17 protein-coding genes and 1 pseudogene are annotated in these 17465 nt (G+C 59.1%); 11 read left to right on the forward strand and 7 right to left on the reverse strand.

Annotation, left to right across the window (positions count from 1 at the left end):
• A pseudogene (locus WJU23_RS00005) lies at window positions 1-214 on the forward strand (chemotaxis protein CheW); the annotation flags it as partial.
• Between the two features lie 88 nt (window positions 215-302).
• Here WJU23_RS00005 and WJU23_RS00010 read toward each other — a convergent pair.
• Window positions 303-977, reverse strand: a complete 675-nt coding sequence (locus tag WJU23_RS00010; protein WP_346330465.1) for a DUF1080 domain-containing protein — start codon at window positions 975-977, stop codon at window positions 303-305.
• 182 nt (window positions 978-1159) lie between these two features.
• Here WJU23_RS00010 and WJU23_RS00015 point away from each other — a divergent pair, with 182 nt between their 5' ends.
• The 10 genes from WJU23_RS00015 to WJU23_RS00060 all read left to right on the forward strand — a co-directional run bounded on the left by WJU23_RS00015 (window position 1160) and on the right by WJU23_RS00060 (window position 11260).
• Window positions 1160-1396, forward strand: coding sequence for a hypothetical protein (locus WJU23_RS00015; RefSeq protein ID WP_346330466.1), 237 nt, complete (start codon window positions 1160-1162; stop codon window positions 1394-1396).
• 20 nt (window positions 1397-1416) lie between these two features.
• Window positions 1417-1620 (forward strand): hypothetical protein, encoded by a 204-nt coding sequence (locus WJU23_RS00020; protein WP_346330467.1) that lies wholly within the window; start codon window positions 1417-1419, stop codon window positions 1618-1620.
• A 178-nt stretch (window positions 1621-1798) separates the two neighbouring features.
• Entirely contained in the window at window positions 1799-2497 is a 699-nt protein-coding gene (locus WJU23_RS00025) for a hypothetical protein (protein ID WP_346330468.1), read from the forward strand.
• Between the two features lie 5 nt (window positions 2498-2502).
• Window positions 2503-2979: a DoxX family membrane protein gene (locus WJU23_RS00030; RefSeq protein ID WP_346330469.1), complete on the forward strand. Its 477-nt coding sequence runs from the start codon at window positions 2503-2505 to the stop codon at window positions 2977-2979.
• Window positions 2980-2996: 17 nt separating this feature from the next.
• On the forward strand, window positions 2997-3566 hold the full coding sequence (gene ruvC, locus WJU23_RS00035) for a crossover junction endodeoxyribonuclease RuvC (protein ID WP_346330470.1): 570 nt from the start codon (window positions 2997-2999) through the stop codon (window positions 3564-3566).
• The gene (locus tag WJU23_RS00040; protein WP_346330471.1) at window positions 3563-4246 is read left to right on the forward strand and encodes a Uma2 family endonuclease; all 684 of its coding nucleotides are present in this window, start codon (window positions 3563-3565) and stop codon (window positions 4244-4246) included. The genes ruvC and WJU23_RS00040 overlap by 4 nt, the downstream gene beginning before the upstream one ends.
• 303 nt (window positions 4247-4549) lie before the next feature.
• A complete protein-coding gene (locus WJU23_RS00045; protein ID WP_346330472.1) occupies window positions 4550-5890 on the forward strand; it encodes an exopolysaccharide biosynthesis polyprenyl glycosylphosphotransferase in 1341 nt (446 codons plus the stop codon).
• A gap of 94 nt (window positions 5891-5984) precedes the next feature.
• Entirely contained in the window at window positions 5985-6878 is an 894-nt protein-coding gene (locus WJU23_RS00050) for a tetratricopeptide repeat protein (protein WP_346330473.1), read from the forward strand.
• A 65-nt stretch (window positions 6879-6943) separates the two neighbouring features.
• A complete protein-coding gene (locus tag WJU23_RS00055; RefSeq protein WP_346330474.1) occupies window positions 6944-7735 on the forward strand; it encodes a transporter substrate-binding domain-containing protein in 792 nt (263 codons plus the stop codon).
• A gap of 105 nt (window positions 7736-7840) precedes the next feature.
• On the forward strand, window positions 7841-11260 hold the full coding sequence (locus WJU23_RS00060; protein WP_346330475.1) for a transglutaminase family protein: 3420 nt from the start codon (window positions 7841-7843) through the stop codon (window positions 11258-11260).
• 19 nt (window positions 11261-11279) lie between these two features.
• On the opposite strand, the gene WJU23_RS00065 is transcribed toward WJU23_RS00060, so the two are convergent.
• The 6 genes from WJU23_RS00065 to WJU23_RS00090 form a co-directional block, all read right to left on the reverse strand.
• Window positions 11280-12047: a DUF1080 domain-containing protein gene (locus WJU23_RS00065; protein WP_346330476.1), complete on the reverse strand. Its 768-nt coding sequence runs from the start codon at window positions 12045-12047 to the stop codon at window positions 11280-11282.
• A gap of 50 nt (window positions 12048-12097) precedes the next feature.
• Entirely contained in the window at window positions 12098-12712 is a 615-nt protein-coding gene (locus tag WJU23_RS00070) for a phosphatase PAP2 family protein (protein ID WP_346330477.1), read from the reverse strand.
• Window positions 12713-12772: 60 nt separating this feature from the next.
• Window positions 12773-13633, reverse strand: a complete 861-nt coding sequence (gene purU / locus WJU23_RS00075) for a formyltetrahydrofolate deformylase (protein WP_346330478.1) — start codon at window positions 13631-13633, stop codon at window positions 12773-12775.
• A gap of 72 nt (window positions 13634-13705) precedes the next feature.
• A complete protein-coding gene (locus WJU23_RS00080) occupies window positions 13706-14593 on the reverse strand; it encodes an alpha/beta hydrolase (protein WP_346330479.1) in 888 nt (295 codons plus the stop codon).
• Window positions 14594-14627: 34 nt separating this feature from the next.
• Window positions 14628-16235, reverse strand: a complete 1608-nt coding sequence (locus WJU23_RS00085) for an alpha/beta hydrolase family protein (protein WP_346330480.1) — start codon at window positions 16233-16235, stop codon at window positions 14628-14630.
• 81 nt (window positions 16236-16316) lie between these two features.
• On the reverse strand, window positions 16317-17465 hold the full coding sequence (locus tag WJU23_RS00090) for a leucine-rich repeat domain-containing protein (RefSeq protein WP_346330481.1): 1149 nt from the start codon (window positions 17463-17465) through the stop codon (window positions 16317-16319).

The following is a 17465-nucleotide window of genomic DNA, read 5'->3' on the forward strand; positions in this document are numbered from 1 at the left end:
AAAAGGCAAGCTGAGCCCCGCCGAACTGATCCGCCTGCGCGTGCGCTACTTCAGTGACGGCTTGGTGCTAGGAAGCAAAGAGTTCGTCGAAAGCGTCTTCCAGGAAAACCGCACCCTCTTTGGCCCCAAGCGCAAAGACGGTGCCCGCCGCCTCAGCGAATGCGACAGCGAGCTGTTTTCCCTGCGACAGTTACGTGTGCGGGCGGTGGAGTGAACGATCAAAAGAAAAGGGATGCGCTGGAAGCGGCGCACTACCGAAAGCCAACACATCCCCTCAGGAACTTGCCCTGGATACCGAGATTTTACAGGGCTTTGAATTTCACTTCTTTCCATTGCACCTTGTAGGGGCCGGAACCCTTTTTGATACCATGGACCTGGAAGCCGATGTGACCTTCGGGGTCATTGGGCTGGGTGAAGTCGGCGGTTTTCACGCCGTTGACGAAGCTCTGGTAATGATCGCCTTTGACGACGATGCGGTAGTGGTTCCAGTCGCCCTTTTTGAAGGCGGCTTTGGCTTCTTCCGTGCGGACGGCTTCGGTACCGGTGATGATGCTCCACCAGGTAGCACGGCGGGCTTCGTCATAAAAATCGCCGGCGGTGCCATTGATGGCGATCTCGCACTGGGGACCATACATGCGCCCGGCGGGCAGTGGCTGGCCTTTTTTGCTGCCATCGAGAACAGGATCACCCTCCTTGGTGATCTTGCTGCGCACCTGGACCCCGGAATTTAGCTGGTCATCGGTCTTCACCTGAAACTCCAGTTCGAAGTCTTTGAAGGGACCTTTGGTGAGGAAGGTATTACCGCTGCCCTCCACCGTAGTGCCGGTGAGGATGCCGTTTTCGACAGTGTAGGTGGCCTGGCCGCTGACAATTTCGGCATCGCCAAGGCTGTCTTTGAACCAATGCTGCCAACCGTCTTCAGCTTGAGCGCTGAGGGATAGGGCAGCCACGAGGGAAAGGAAAAATGGGGTTTTCATGGATAGAAAAGAACGATGGTGGCAGAAAAATCCATCGCCAAGCTGCAAAAACCGCATATATTTAATATATCTTAATTAAATAGGCGGGTTTTAATGCCATTAAAACCCCATAATAACCCATTTCCAACTTGAACAAACAAGCGGGATGGGTTTTAATGCCATTAATTCCGGGTTTTTATCCCATGGCGCGCCCTTCAAACAGCTTCGATTCGGTCTCGATGACCATCGCAGTCACTCCCCAGATCAAGATGTATCTGGAGGACCTGACCCTCGATGGTACGTACGGGAGCAGTCCGGCGGAGGCAGCCAGGCTGCTGATCGGCCAGGCGATCGAGGCCAAAATCAAGGATGGGTTGCTGACACGGAGAAAGTTCATGATTCAGGACGGCGACGTGGTGGCCCTGCCACTGCCCGCTTAAATTTTTACATTATTCCACCTATGATCGCCAAATCCAATCTTGAATGCGAAACCCAAGTTTTCACCACCATTATGAATCTTGAAATGACCGACCGTGACCGCAGCCCACGCGGGGACTGGAGCTCTGATGCCCGCCTGGAAGTGCTGGCCCACGAGATCGTGCGTTATATGCCGGACCTGGCCCAGATGCTGATGCAGAGCGGAAAGCAGAAAATGGCGGCCTGATTTAACAGAAGTCAAAAAAATCTCCTTTTCCCGGACATGAGGCCAACGTCGTTGACGTTGGCCTTGTCATTTCCAGACATGACGTCCATGAGTGAAGCCGTCGGTTTGAAATAAAAGGGGCCATGCTCTCTTTGAACAACAAACAGAAACGACCCGGCTTCCAACCTACCCATTTCCCATGTCAATGACCACCAAGCATCTTTTCTACGCCCTGGGGGCGCTCATCGGACTGAGCAGTTGCGCAACGATGAAGCGCCTGACGCCTGATGTGACCAAGATTCCGGTGCCATCGCTGCCGAGTTTCTCCACGCTGAAAAAGGTCACCCGTATCCTGCCGGGGATGCCTGGCAGTGACAAAGTGGCGGAGGATGATCCGCAGGTACCTTTCAATTCACGAGGCACCCTGGGCTATGGGCATACGCTGCGGGTGCATGTGTATGAAGGCAGCCGCTCGACCAAAAGGATTTACAACGGCGTGGCGATGATTGATGCCAAAGGCGTCATCAATTTTGGGGAAGAAGCGGGCAGTGCCAAGATCGGCGGGGCTACACTGCCTGAGGCGGTGGAGGCCCTGGCGGCGACCTTCCGGGTGAGCCTGCGGGTGACGCGGCCTGTGACCGTTCACATCCTTTCTGTGGAGGATGTGCCCGTGGTGTCCATCACGGGAGATGTGATCAAGGATGAATTTATTCCAGCCTGGGATGACATGACCATCAAGCAGGCCGTGACGGTGGCAGGAGGGCGCAAACTGGGTTCCACGAACCACGGCGTGTACGTGATCCGCGAAGGGAACCGCCGGTACTATTCCAGCCTGGAGGCTGCCGATAAGGACGAGCCTGAACCCGGCGACATCATCTATCTTTCCCCCGACATTTAACTTTCATGATCGAACACATCGGCGGCAATCCGGCCGCGAACCAAGTACCGCTGGGCAGCCTGTTTAAAACCATCGTCATCCTGCGGATGGGGGCGGGGCTGCTGCTGCTGACGCAGCATGGGTGGGTGGCCGCACAGGGGGCCTATGAATTTTTATGGGAGGAAAAAGCCTGGGACTGGGTGAAGGCCTTCAGCGACGTGGGACTGCCCTACCCTACCCTGCTGGCACCGACGATGGCCATCCTGGTGGCGGTCGTGGCGGTGAGCTGGTGTGTGGGCTTCCTCACCCGACTGTTCTCCGTGGTGTTTATGCCGGTGGCCCTTGGCGTGATCACCCTGGCCGGACCTGCCTATATGGAAGTGGGCTGGCTGTATTTGCTGATCTCCATCACCCTGCTGCTTTACGGCTCCGGTGCAGTCTCGATTGACCGGCTGTTCCGTCTGGGGCAGAGCTGGGGGCAGCCGAAGAAGGCCAAGTGGTGAGGAGGTAATTGTGACCCATGAGCATCCCCATCCGAGTCCGGCAGCCAGCACGCACACAGGCAATAGCCGCCCCTTTGGCCGTGGAACGGGTGCTGGCCATTGACCCGGCACTGCGCAATACCGGCTGGGCCATCCTGGAAAAAACAGGGCGGGATTTAAAGGCCATCGCCTACGGAACGATCTCCAACTCGCCCAAGCTGCTGCATTCAGGCTGTCTGGTGGCCATCCGGGAGCAGTTGCAGGAGGTCATCCGCCAGCATGCTCCGACCGTGTGCGCGATCGAGGCGACGATTTATGTGCAGAGCTTTAAAACGGCCATCGTGCTGGGCACGGCAAGGGCTGCATGCCTCATTGCCGCAGCAGAGCATGGGCTGGCTATTTATGAGTATGCGCCCAAAGAGGTGAAGCAGGCAGCGGTGGGGCGTGGAGCTGCGCAAAAGGACCAGGTGGCCTTCATGATCCGCTCCATGCTGCGCCTGCGGGAAACGCCGCCCCCCGATGCGGCGGATGCGCTGGCAGTGGGCATCGCCCACTTTCAAAATTCGGATGCTCACGCAGTGACCGCGCGTGAGGCGAAGAGGGTTTGAAGGCGGTCGCAGGGCCTGACAGACTTCTTGAAACTGCGCAGCAGATCCCCTATCTTGAGTCCATGGGAGCTGCCGAAAAATATGAAGAAATGTCGGTCGAATGTTACCTCGCCAGCGAACTGACGTCACCGATCAAACATGAGTACGTGAACGGTGCCATCTACAACATGGCAGGAGGCACTAATGCACACCATCGTATTGCATCAAACATCCTGGGAAGTTTGCATGGCCCTCTACGTGGAAAACCCTGCAAGCCCTTCAATTCCGATACCAAGATCCGCGTCCGCTCAGCTTTCAGCACCCGCTTTTACTACCCGGATGTGACTGTTGTCTGCAAACCCAACCCTCTCACAGACACCTTTCAGGATGATCCCATCATCATTGTGGAGGTCGTCTCGCCTGGAACCCGGCGTATTGATGAGGGCGAGAAAAAGGATGCCTATCTTTCGGTCCCCTCACTTGCAGTCTATCTCCTGGTGGAACAGGCTGCCGCGAATGTGCGGGTGCATCGCCGCACCGACATCGGCTTTGTTCAGGAAGAGTACAACGGCCTTGAGTGCCGGGTTCCTCTTCCGGAGATCCAGGCCGAACTGGCGCTCATGGATATTTATGAAGACGTCCCGGTGGCCGCGCGCATGAAAATCCTGCCTTTTGCTTCAATCGGACAAAATGAGGAGTGAGGTGGGGAATTGAGACAGCTTTTTATCAAATTTGATAAAAGTTGCATATTGGAGTCTCGTATTTATAAAAATATTACTCCCGGCTTGATTTTAGTGTGCATTTGAAGGTATATTTAAAAATACCATACTTTCATTATGTCTCTGAGTCAGCCGCCCCCTCATTCTGACCGCCTGTTAATAGGCAGCCCTGGGCCTGTGACGGGAAATCTGCTGAAAAAACTGGAAGAGAGGCGCACGTGGAGGCTCCAGGAAACAGCCTCGCCTCACCTATGGGTGCTGGTATCCATTTTGGGAGACCTTATCATGGCCATCCTGGCAGGTTATGCCGCCTACTGGCTGCGCTTCCATTCGCTGAAGGACTTCGGCAACTGGGATAATTTGACGCTGCGGCAGTATGCAGGGCACATGACCCTGGGCACGCTGAGCCTGCTGCTGGCGATTGGCTGGCAGGGGATCTATGAGCGGAATGTGCTGCTGAGGAACCGCTGGATTGCCTCCAAAATGGCCAAGGCGGTGCTGATCTGGACGCTGGGATTCCTGGCCTTGACGCTGGCTCTAAATCTGCAGCCGGCCATCTCCCGAGTGTATGTGGCCCTGTATGGTGCCTCCGCCCTGCTGTTGCTACTGAGCTGGCGGATGGTCTTCAATGCCTTTCTGCATGCCCCGGCGCGCATCCGCACGCTGCAACAACGCACGCTTTTTGTCGGCTGGAATGAGGATGCCAAAAGGCTGTGGCAGACGATGAGTGATGACAAGGCCCACGCGTTTAATCTCATCGGATGGGTGGATGCCTCAGGATGGCGGGAGCAGGGTACGGTGCCTTCAGAAATCCCTTTTGTGGGCTACCTGGAGGATATTCACCGGGTGATCGCCCGGCATGAAGTGGACATGATCATCGTGGCGGACCTGCCGCGCCAGCAGCTGGTGGAAATGGCCAACCTGTGTGAACGGGAGATGATCCAGTTCAAACTGGCACCTTCTGTCTTCCGGATCTTTGTCTCTGGACTTTCCCTGGAAACGATCGCGGGAACCCCGGTGCTAGGAGTGAACCGTCTGCCGCTGGACAACACGCTGAACGTGCTGGCCAAACGCACATTGGACATCTGCGGAGCACTGGTGGGGCTGGTGCTGAGCGCGCCGCTCATTGCCTTTTTCGGCTTCATGGTGTGGTGGGAATCCGGCGGGCCCATATTTTATTATCAGCGGCGCTGGGGCATGAACGGGGTGCCTTTTGAAATCATCAAGATCCGGTCCATGAAGCTCAACGCAGAAGCGGCCACGGGTGCGCAGTGGTGTGTGCAGGATGATCCGCGCAGGTTAAAAGTGGGCGCCTTCATGCGGAAATGGAACATTGATGAGGTGCCGCAGTTTTGGAACGTGCTGAAGGGCCAGATGAGCCTGGTGGGGCCGCGACCGGAGAGGCCGGAGCTGATTGCCGACTTCAAACATGAAATCCCGCATTACAATGCGCGGCATCACGCCAAGCCCGGAATGACCGGCTGGGCCCAGGTGAAGGGGCTGCGAGGGGATACGGATCTGGCCGAACGCATCAAATGTGACCTGTGGTATTTGGAAAACTGGAGCCTGATGCTGGACCTGCAGATCATGTTCCTGACTTTCTTTAAGCGGGAAAATGCGTATTGATGCAGATCACGCGCTGCATCATTCTTTTTTTCTTGATGTAGAAAGTCAAATTCCGCGATGTTAGCCTGATTTTCCCCAACCCCCGCCAAATACCGTGTCTGCGAGTCTATCGAGTTTTTCAAATCTGCTGGACAATCATGCTGCCAACCTATTGAGCCAGGGGCGGCTTGAAGAGGCCCTCAGTGCCGCGACGAGCGCGCTGTCCGGACTGCGGGAGGCGGTGGAGGACGATGCTGCGGAGGCACCGCGCCTGTTCAACGGCCTGCATGTGCTGGCCAACATCCAACAGGAAATGGGCGATGTCAGCGGCTCAGAGGCCAGCTATGGAGAGGCGCTGGAGATCGCCAGCAGGTCAGCCGTACCGGCCAATGAGGTGGCGCTGGTGCGCACCCAACTGGCCACGCTGCTGGATTTCAGCCAGCGGGAGGCAGAGGCCGTGCCGCTGTATGAGCAGGCCATCAGCGACTATGAAAGCCTGACCCCGCCCAATGAGGACACGGCGGCGCAATTGCGTAACAACCTGGCCATGATTTACAAAGGCCTGGGCAAGTTTGCCCTGGCAGAGCAGCACTACCTGCGCTCACTGGAGACGCTGGAGGCCAAGCGCGGACGTGAGACGGAGGAGGTGGCGTCCGTTTACAACAACCTGGGCAGCCTTTATTACACGGCAGGATTCCCGGACCAGGCCAAGGAGATGTTTACGGAAGCATTGGAAATTCGCACCAAGCTGCTGGGCAATGACCACCCGGATGTGGCCCAGTCCCACTGCAACCTGGCCACGGCCAACCACGAGCTGGGGGACAATGCGGCGTCCATCCAGAACTTTGAGCACAGCCTGCGCATCCTGGAGCACCATCTCCATGATGAAGTGGTAAGCTATGAGGCGGTGAGCCTGGACTACATCGCGCTGCTGGAAAACCTGGGCGAGGACAAAAAGGCTGCCCTGGCACACAAGCGCCTGGAACGGATGCTGGCCACTGTGGCTTGAAGCTAAACGCAGGTGCGCGTTTCTCTTGTGGCACTAATGTTCATTCTGGTGCGTAGTGGGGGATCATGAAAGCATCTGCTGCCTGCTGGTCTCTTCTCCTCGCCTTGTTTGCCATTGCAGCGATACCGGGCTGCTCCCGCGAGGATGTACTGGTGATCGGCATGGACGCCACTTATCCCCCTTTTGAATACAAGGATGCCCAGGGAAAGATCACCGGGGTGAGCGTGGCCATCGGGAATGAGATCGGGAAGACGCTGGGCAAAAAGGTGGAATACCGGAACATGAGCTTCGACGGCCTGATCCCGGCCCTGAAGACCGGCCAGATAGACCTCGTCATCTCGTCCCTGACGGCGAATGAACAGAGGCGGCAGTCCATTGATTTCTCAGATCCCTATGTGAAAACCGGCCTGTCCATCCTGGCGGCCAAGGATTCAACCGTTCAGACTGCGGAAGACCTGCGCACACCGGGCCGGAAGCTGGCGGTACGTGTGGCCACCACCGGGGAGCAATGGTGCCGGGCGGAGCTGCCGGAGGCGAAAATGGTAGCGCTGGACACGGATGCCGCCTGCGTGCTGGAGGTGGTCAATGGCACCGTGGATGCCTGGGTGTATGACCAGGTCTCGGTGATGAACTACCATGCCCAGCAGCCGGAGCGCACACGCGCGCTGCTGGCCCCGCTGCGGGAAGAAGTGTGGGCGGTGGGCATCAAACAAGGCCGCGAGGACCTGAAGGCTCAGGTCAATGAGACGCTGGCCCGCATGAAAAAAGAACAGGCCTTTGCGAAACTCGCAGACGAATATCTGGCCAGGGAACGGGATCTCATGAAAGCGCAAGGACTGCCCTTTGTGTTTGAATGAGCGGCCTGAACCAGAGACCTGGTTCGGCCTGATCCCAGGCAGGCACGTTTCCATTTCGTCACTGGCACGCGCCATGCTTTAGAGCTTAAAGACAACCAGCCCAACATGTCCATCCACGTCGCCCTCCGTCACGTCACACGGTATAAGTTTGACCGTCCCGTGAACCTCTCGCCGCACATCGTGCGGCTCCGCCCTGCCCCCCACTGCCGCACCCCCATCCTGGCGTATTCGCTGAAGATCAAGCCGGCCACGCATTTCATCAACTGGCAGCAGGATCCGCAGAGCAACTACCTGGCGCGCCTGGTCTTCCCGGAAAAAGCCACGGAGCTGTGTGTGGAGGTGGACCTGGTGGCGGACATGGCGGTTTATAATCCGTTTGATTTCTTCCTGGAGCCGGAAGCGGAAAAGGTGCCCTTCCGTTATGATCCGGTGCTGGCGCATGAGCTGGAGCCGTATCACCGCAAGCTGCCGCTGACGCCTCTGGTGGGCGGCTACCTGCGCGGAGTGAGGCAGCAGATGACGGCTGGCAAGGAACAGATGCGGACCAATGACTTCCTGGTGATGCTGAACCAGATGCTGTGGAAGGACATCAGCTACAACATCCGCCTGGAGCCAGGGGTGCAGACACCCGAGGAAACGCTGGAGCTGGGATGCGGCTCCTGCCGCGACAGTGCCTGGCTGATGGTGCAGATTTTCCGTCACCTGGGCATGGCGGCGCGGTTTGTCAGCGGCTACCTGATCCAGCTCAAAGCGGATGTAAAATCTCTGGACGGCCCCAGCGGCACTGAGGTGGATTTCACGGATCTGCATGCCTGGTGCGAAGTGTATCTGCCCGGCGCAGGCTGGGTGGGGCTGGACCCGACCTCCGGCCTGTTTGCAGGTGAAGGGCACATTCCTCTGGCCGCGACACCGGACCCGACGAGCGCGGCTCCTGTCGCCGGTGCCATTGACAAATGCGAAGTGGAATTTGACCACGAAATGTCGGTGACGCGCATTTTTGAAACGGCGCGTGTGACAAAACCCTACACGCCGGAGCAATGGAAGGATATCGAGGCGCTGGGCTACCAAATTGACAGCGAACTGGAGGCCGGCGATGTCCGCCTGACGATGGGCGGAGAGCCCACCTTTGTGAGCATTGACGACATGGAGGGTGACGAGTGGAACACGGCCGCCGTGGGCCCGACGAAGCGGCTGCTTTCCGGCCAGCTCATCAAGCGGCTGCGCAAACGCTTCGGCCCTGGCGGGCTGCTGCATTATGGCATGGGTAAATGGTATCCGGGCGAGCAGCTGCCACGCTGGTCGTTAGGCTGCTACTGGCGCAAGGATGGCGTGCCGGTCTGGGCGGATGATTCATTGATAGCCGATGAATCGAAGAGCTATGGGCACAACGATGAGACGGCGCTGCAATTTGGCACCGCCCTGGCTACCGCTCTGGGGGTGAGCCCCACGTGGCTGAAGCCCGGTTATGAAGACGCCTTCTACTATCTCTGGAAAGAGAAGCGGATGCCGGTGAACGTGGATCCGCTGAAGTCTAACCTGAAGGATGAATACGAGCGTACGCGCCTGGCACGCATCTTTGAAGAGGGCCTGGACAAGGTGACCGGCTATGCTCTGCCGCTGCAGCGCAGCATTTCCGGCAGCGAGCTGAAGTGGCAGAGCGGTCCGTGGTATGTGCGGGATAATACGATGTATCTGATCCCTGGCGATTCCCCCATGGGCCTGCGCCTGCCGCTGGATTCCATCCCCTGGGTGAGCGCGACGGACTTCCCCTGGATCTACCCTGCCGACCCTAACAAGGAATGGCCGGACCTGCCGCCGCGCCCGGAGAGCCGTCAGCAGTATCTGAGCGGATTTGCGAATACGTATTCACAGAATCCGGACAGCCAGTCTGAAACCGCCTACGCCGGCCAGGGCAAACCAGAACGACGCAAGCTGGACCCGCTGACGCAGGAGGAACTGGAGGAGAACCCGGCGGCGCGCTTCCCTGCCCCGCAGGAATCCGCCCCCTGGATCATCCGCACCGCTCTGTGTGTGGAAGCACGCGAGGGACGCCTGCATGTCTTCATGCCGCCGGTGGAGGAGGTGGAGGATTATCTGGACCTCGTCGCCGCTGTGGAAGACGTGGCAGCCACGCTGAAGCTGCCGGTCATTGTGGAAGGCACACCGCCGCCCTATGACCCGCGCCTGCAAGTACTGAAAGTGACGCCTGACCCGGGTGTCATCGAGGTGAACACGCATCCGGTGAAGACCTGGAATGAGCTGGTGGACAATACCCGCATCATTTATGACGAAGCGCGGGAGACCCGCCTGGGGACGGAAAAATTCATGGTGGACGGCCGCCACACCGGCACCGGCGGGGGCAACCACATCGTGCTCGGTGGCGAATCGCCCCGGCATTCGCCCTTCCTGCGCAGACCGGATTTGTTAAAGTCTTTGTTAGGCTACTGGCATAACCATCCCTCGCTCAGCTACCTGTTCAGCGGCCTTTTCATCGGCCCGACCAGCCAGCATCCGCGCATTGACGAGGCGCGCAATGACGCCCTGTATGAGATGGAGCTGGCCTTCCGCGAGCTGGACCGGAACACCCAGGAAAAGGGCCACACCACCCCCTGGCTGGTGGACCGTATCTTCCGCAACCTGCTGGCGGATGTGACCGGCAACACGCACCGCACGGAGTTCTGTATTGATAAGATGTTTGATCCCGGCAGCAGCACGGGCCGCCTGGGCCTGGTGGAGCTGCGTTCCTTTGAAATGCCGCCGCATGCGGAAATGAGCCTCGCTCAGCAGCTCCTGATGCGGGCCGCCATCGCCCGGTTCTGGAAGGAGCCGTATGAGAAAAAGCTGGTGCGCTGGGGCACGGAACTGCATGACCGATTCCTGCTGCCGCACTTTGTATGGGATGACTTCAAGGACGTGATGGCGGATTTTAAAGCCGCCGGTTATGGCCTAACGCCCGACTGGTTTGAGCCGCACTTTGAGTTCAAATTCCCGCGCATTGGCGAGATCACCCAGCGGGGTGTGAACATGGAAATCCGCACCGCGCTGGAGCCCTGGCATGTGCTGGGGGAGGAAGCCACAGCAGGTGGCACAGCCCGGTATGTGGACAGCAGCCTGGAGCGCATCCAGATCAAGACGGCGGGCCTGGTGAACAACCGCTACGTCATTACCTGTAATGGCCGCATCGTGCCGATGCACCCCTCGGGAATCGTGGGCGAATACGTTGCCGGGGTGCGCTACCGCGCCTGGCAGCCGCCGAATGCGCTGCAGCCGACCATCGGCATCCACGCGCCGCTGAATTTCGACATCGTGGACACCTGGAACGAGCGCAGCCTGGGCGGTGGCAACTACCATGTCACGCATCCGGGTGGCCGCAGTTTCGACACCTTCCCGGTGAACGGCTATGAGGCGGAAAGCCGCCGCCGCTCACGCTTTTTTGCCACAGGCCATACACCTGGCAAGATTCAGATGATCCCGGTGGCCGGTGTGCCGGAATTTCCGTTTACCCTGGATCTGCGGTTAGGATAAGGGGCCAGGTGGATGGCAATCAAAAATCAATCTGGGGCTGGGTCAGATCCAGCTCCTTGATCCAGATGTTGCGGTAGCGGACATCGTGCCCTTCACACTGGAGTTTGAGGCCCTGGGGGCTGTCGGTGATGCCGAAGCCCTTGTCATTGCCTCCATCCACACCGGAATTGGGCCCGCCCCAGACTTTGTCGATCTGGACATTATCGTGCACCTTCTTGCCATTGAAATACATGGAGACGCGGGGTTTCTCCACCATTACACCATCCTTGAAACGGGCGGCGCGGAAGACGATGTCATAGGCATTCCATTTCCCGATCCCGGCAAAGGCATCATAAGGGGAATCCGTCTGATTAATGACAGCCGCCATGCCGTGCTTGGTGCGGTCGCCTTCCAGGATCTGAATTTCGTAGCGGTTCTGAAGATACACACCGCTGTTGCCTTTGGGCTTCATGATGAGGAACTCCACATGCAGGCGCACGTCGCCATAGGCTTTCTTGGTGACGATATCAGCGGCACCGTATTTGCCGCCATCGGCTGCGCGGTCATCGGTCATGATGGTGGTGCCGCCATCCACAGGATCCTCCACGACTTTCCATTTGATGGGAAGGGCGGAGCCAAAGCGCGGCCCCTCCCAGTAGGTCCATTTTTCATCCAGCATCTGGCGGCTGCCATCGAGGATGAGCTCCGCGCCTTCGACAGGCTTGGCCCCGACACCGATGGCCTTCTCCTCCGCATGGGTGATGGTGGCCAGGGTGAAGAGGAGCAGGAAAGAAAGGGAATATTTCATCAGGGTGTGCCCTCTCAACGTCGCTGGAGGGCACCGTCTCGCAGATGAAGCTAAGCTTGTTGATTCCCAAACCGCCGCCGCAGCCAGTCCACGGCCCAGACAGTGGCCAGGGCGACGAGAATGCCGAGCGCGGCTGAAGGCGGGATGTCAGTGGGCCAATGGGCGGCGACGTAGAGGCGAGAATAGGCCACCAGGCATGCCAGGCCATACATGAAGACGCCCCAGCGGCGGTGGAAGAGGGCGATGACGGTGGCCAGGGCGAACATGTTCACCGTGTGGCTGCTGGGGAAGGATTTGCCGCGAGTTTCCCTGCGGGGTTTGCTGGGATGCTGCTGGGGCGTTTTAAAGAGGCGAAGGATGTCCGGTTTCCCTGGTGCGAGATCCCGCACGACGAGTCCGGTCATGGCATCCCGGGGGCGCACGCGGCCGATGGTTTTTTTCAGGGTGTTGGAGACGATGCCGTCGCCAATGCCCACGGCCAGGGCGATGCACAGCAGCATCCAGCGTCCGTGGCTTCCGCCGCGCCAGGCGACGAGAAGCACAACCACAGCAAAGAGAGGAATCCAGGCATTGATGGCCGAGATGGCAGGAAAGAACCAATCCAGGACGGGATGCGTCCAGTGGAGGTTAATCTGCTGAAGTAGCTGGAGATCCCAAGGGGCCATGGAGAGGGAGCCGGTGTTCGGTTTTCGGTGTGCCGAATCCGATCGCGAAAGTGGGGGAGGTTATTCGAAGACGACGGTCTTGTTTTGATAAACAAGCACCTGGTCGCGGACGTGCCACCAGAGGGCTTTGGCGAGGACGGTTTTTTCCAGGTCGCGGCCCAGGCGGACCAGGTCGGGTACGCTGTCCTCGTGGCTGACGCGCATGACATCCTGATGGATGATGGGGCCTTCATCGAGATCCGCCGTCACGTAATGGCTGGTGGCGCCGATGATCTTCACGCCGCGCGCATGGGCCTGGTGATACGGCTTGGCACCGACAAAGGCGGGCAGGAAGCTGTGGTGGATGTTGAGGATCTGGTTCGGGAAGGCCTCGATCATGGCCGGGCTGATGATCTGCATGTAGCGCGCCAGCACGACGGTATCCACGCACTCCTTTTTCAGCAGCTCAATCTGGGCGGCCTCCTGCGCCTGTTTGTTTTCCTTGGTGATCGGAAAATGATGGAAGGGAATGCCGAAGCGCTCCGCCGCCGGCCGCAGGGTCTCGTGATTGGCCACGATGAGCGGGATGTCCACCGGCAGGTCACCGGCCTCATGCCGGGCCAGGAGGTCATAAAGACAGTGATTTTCCTTCGTCACAAACAAAGCCACGCGCTTGCGGCGGCTGGAGAAGTGCAGCTTCAGCTGCATCTCATGGCGGCGGGCCATGGGCTGCAAACGGGCGGCGATCTCCTCCTGCTCCAGGGTGAAGTTTTCCAGGCTCCACTCCAGCCGCATGAAAAAAGTGTCCTGGGCCGGATCAATGTGCTGCTGCAGGTCAATGATATTGCCCCGGTGTGAGGAAATGAATCCGGTGACGTCATGCACGAGACCCGGACGGTCCGGGCAATGGATGAGGAGGGTGGCGGTGTCAGGGGCAGGCATGGCAAGGGGGCCGCAAGAGTCACCCATGGGCGGGCTTTCCGCAAAGAGATATCCCGGATTCATCCTCCCTCCCTACCTGGATGGAGTATGGCGCTGGAGAAACTCAAAGATGAGCTTGCTGCCGAGGTCATCCGGGAGGCCGAGGTTGTGATTGATGCGGCCATGGTCGGTGTCTTCTGCTCCGAAGGCCTGGGCGGGGATGCCTGCGGCGGTGAGGGTGCTGGCCAGGCGATTGGCCTGGGCGGTGGTATCGGCATGGTCTGCCACATGCAGGATGAGGAAAGGCGGGATGCCTTTGCCTGCGCGAATGTGGTTCACGGCGGAGTAATGCTGCTGAAGATCATGGGGACCAAATTTCTCTGGGTGGCCAAATTTGGCGTTCGGCTGGCCCAGGCTCTTACGCCGTGCCTGGGCGGTGGCCACCTGAAGCGGGATGTCAAAGGTGTCGCCATCCACCGGCACACAGCCTTTCAGGATGGAAAAGGGCACGCCTGCAGCCTCCAGGTAACTTTCATCCGTGCAGATCAGAGCCGCCAGTTGAGCACCTGAGGAATGCCCCATGACAAACAGCCGCTCAGGATCCCCACGATGCTGACGGATGTTCTTGTGCACCCAGGCGATGCCCTGGGCCACGTCCTCGACAATGCTTTTCATGGGCACGGTGGGCACGAAGCGGTGGCTCACGGAGACGAAGACGTAGCCCTTGGCCACAAAGGCGGCCGGTTTGTTTTGGATGGATGACTTGTCCCCGCCCTGCCAGCCGCCACCGTGGATCCAAAACACCACCGGCAGGTTTTCGCCCTCGGCAGGTGAATAAACATCCAGCATCTGACGCGGATTGGCAGGCTGGGCATAGGGAATGTCAGGAACGGTCGGGGACATAGGCGCAGGAGAGGTCTGGCCCATGGCAGCGGCAGCCAAAAAAGAAACCAGAAGGGCGACAGGCGGAATGAATTTCATACGCAAGAAGGTTTTTTTCAGATGATGCTTTTGGTTATTCCACCGCCGGTTTCAACCACTGCTGGAACCAGGCGAGCATCTCGCGGCGCATCTCCGCTGTATAGACGTGGCCGGTATCTGGATAGAGGATGCTGCGGAAGGCCTCCCCTGCCCCGACGGTGCGATAGACGTGCCCGGCTTTCTCTTCGATGACGCGGATGCCATCCGCCGGAGAGCCGTAATCCAGGTCTCCGGTCAGAGCCAGAAAGGGGCGGGGGGCCATGAGGGCGATGACACCTTCGGTATCGAAGTGCTTCAGGAGGCCGTAGCTGAAGTAATAGAGACCGTGGGCTTTGAGATTGCCATGATGGATGAGATTTTCATACCGCGTCAGGCAGGCCACGCCGACGGTGGCGGCGATGCGCTCATCCACGGCGGCCAGCCACCAGGCACGGGTGCTGCCCATGCTCATGCCGGTGACGCCGATGCGCTGCACATCCACCTCCGGGCGGGTGCAGAGGTAATCCAGGGCAATCTGATCATCCCGCACGAACATGCCCCACAGGGTACGGCCTAACCAAAGGTTCAGTTTCAGCAGCGCATCCTGGGTCACGTTTGCATAAGGTTGCACGCCGCGATGATAAACATCGCGCGGGCCACTGGGGACATTCTCCGCGCGGTCTCCGTAATAGGGGGCATCCGGGGCGAGAACGACGTAACCGTTTCTCACAAGGGCCTCCCCGATGCTTTCCGGGTCCTCCCCAGGAGTGATGAGGCCGTTTTTATCCGGGGTGGAGGAGTGCAGCCAGAGGACGGCGGGTGCATGAGGCTGACGCTTATCCGGGATAAGGACGAGGGCGCTGATGTCGTTGCCCTCGCCATTGTCCAGGGCCACACGTTCCAGGGTGTAACCGGGGCGTAGCTCGCGGCTGATGAGACGTGCCTTTGGCTTTGCGGGACGTGGCGGGAGGTCTCCAAGGGAGGCGACTACTTTGGCCAGGACATCAGGCCGTTGCTGCTTCCAGGCGTCCGCACTTTCCGGAAGCTGAAACTTGCCGATGGGCAGCTTCTTGTACATCTCAGGCACTTCCGCATCGTGTGCTTTCTCCGCCTCGCGATATTTTGCCGCTGCTTCCGGACCGCCTGGGCGGGGAGGGCTGGGCTTGGAATATTTCAGCACAATCCACTGGCGCAGCACGCAGTCTGCAACGGCACCCGCCACGGAATCCGGCGCGGCGCTGAGGTCGTGAACGGTGACTTTTGTCTGCTGCCTCAGCGCCGTGGTCAAGGCATCACCTGGCTGGCTGGCGAAGACCAGTGCGGTGGTTTCTGCCTGCTTTTGTGCGCGCTGGATGATCTGGCGGTAGTTGGCCTCGTCCTCAGGAGAAGCCGAGGCAGCCGGACTGAGATGGATGACGGCGGGTTTTTCGCGGGCGAGCCATTGATCCAGGTTGGCCAGCATGGCCGCGCTGGTGGTATCGTCCTCCGGCTGAAGGATGACTGCCTTGCCCATCAGGCGTTTTTGCACTGCCTCTCCCTGCTCTTCAGACACAGCACCTCCCAGCAACAAGATATTGGGAAGCTTTTTCGCCTGCCCGAAAGCAGGCCCGGAGGAAACCAGAAGCGGAAGGAGCAGCAGCGCGGGCAGGCAGAGTGATTTCATAAAGACACTCAGAGATCACCCGCCAGCCCCGGCTTCTATCGGCAAAGTTTGGCAACCAGGAGGCCCGCCTGTCCCCTGCCATCAGGGAGTGATGCGCGCACCGGCCTTTTTCAGCTCTTCAATGAGCTTTTTGGATTCGTCGCTTGTGGGATTCCCTTCGATAAAAATCTGGCAGTAGGGGGCCCATTCGCGAGAGCCTTCATTGTCCTTTTTCCACATGCGATGCAGCGGTGTGAAATCGCTGATCTGGTTGTTTTCCAGGAACAGGAACTGCAGGTCCGTCAGCGGCTCCAGCGGGGTCAGGTCCGTGACTTTGTTACCCTTCAGAGAAAGCATGGACAGCCACTTCAGCGAGCCGATGCCGGTGAGGTCGGAGACCTGGTTGCCCTCCAGATACAGGGTCCAGACCTTGGGCAGCTTGAACAGCGGCTTCACATCCTGGATCTGGTTTCCAGCCAGGTAAAGGGAGGTCAGGGAGGCGATGCCGCCCAGGGGGGAGACGTTGACAACCTTGTTGTTAGTCAGCTCCACATACTGCAATGCCTTGCACTCGGCCAGGGCGGCAATGTCGGAGATCTGGTTGTTTCCCACATCCAGGAACTGCAGGCGCTCCAGGCCTTTGATCGGAGTGAGGTCGGTGATCTGGTTTTCCGGCAGGGTCAGGGAGGCCAGGGCGATGCACTTTTCCAGGCCGGTGAGGTCTTTGATGCCCAGGCCTTTGCCCTCGATGATGGAGACGGTGGCCACATCCTCAGCAGTGATGGGTTCCTTGCTCTCGCGCTTGGCGAAGACCTGTTTGCGCACAGCGGCCTCCAGGGCGGCATCTTTAAAAACGGCCACGGGTTTTGGCGGCGGGGCGGGTGCGGCCGGCTTGGCATCGGGCTTTTTCTCGGCTGTCGCAGGAGCGGGTGTGGGAGCAGGCTTCGTGTCCGGCTTTTTCGCGGTGGGGGCCTTGGCGTCTGGCTTCTTCTCCGGGGTGGGCGCAGGTTTTGGTTTCGCCTCGGTTTTCTTTTCTGGAGCAGCGGCGGGGGCAGGCGTCGGCTTCGCCTCGGGTTTTTTCTCAGCAGCAGGCTTGGCTTCCTTTTTCTTTTCTATGTTTGCCACAGGCTTGGGTTTGGCCGGAGCTTCCTTCTTCGCGGCCTCGGCAGGCGGCGGGGTGGCCGGTTTGGGGTCTTGGGCGCTGAGCGGCAGGGTGGCCAGCAGGAGAATGAAGGGGGTGGTCAGTTTCAT

Source organism: Prosthecobacter sp. SYSU 5D2 (assembly GCF_039655865.1).
Classification (GTDB): domain Bacteria; phylum Verrucomicrobiota; class Verrucomicrobiia; order Verrucomicrobiales; family Verrucomicrobiaceae; genus Prosthecobacter.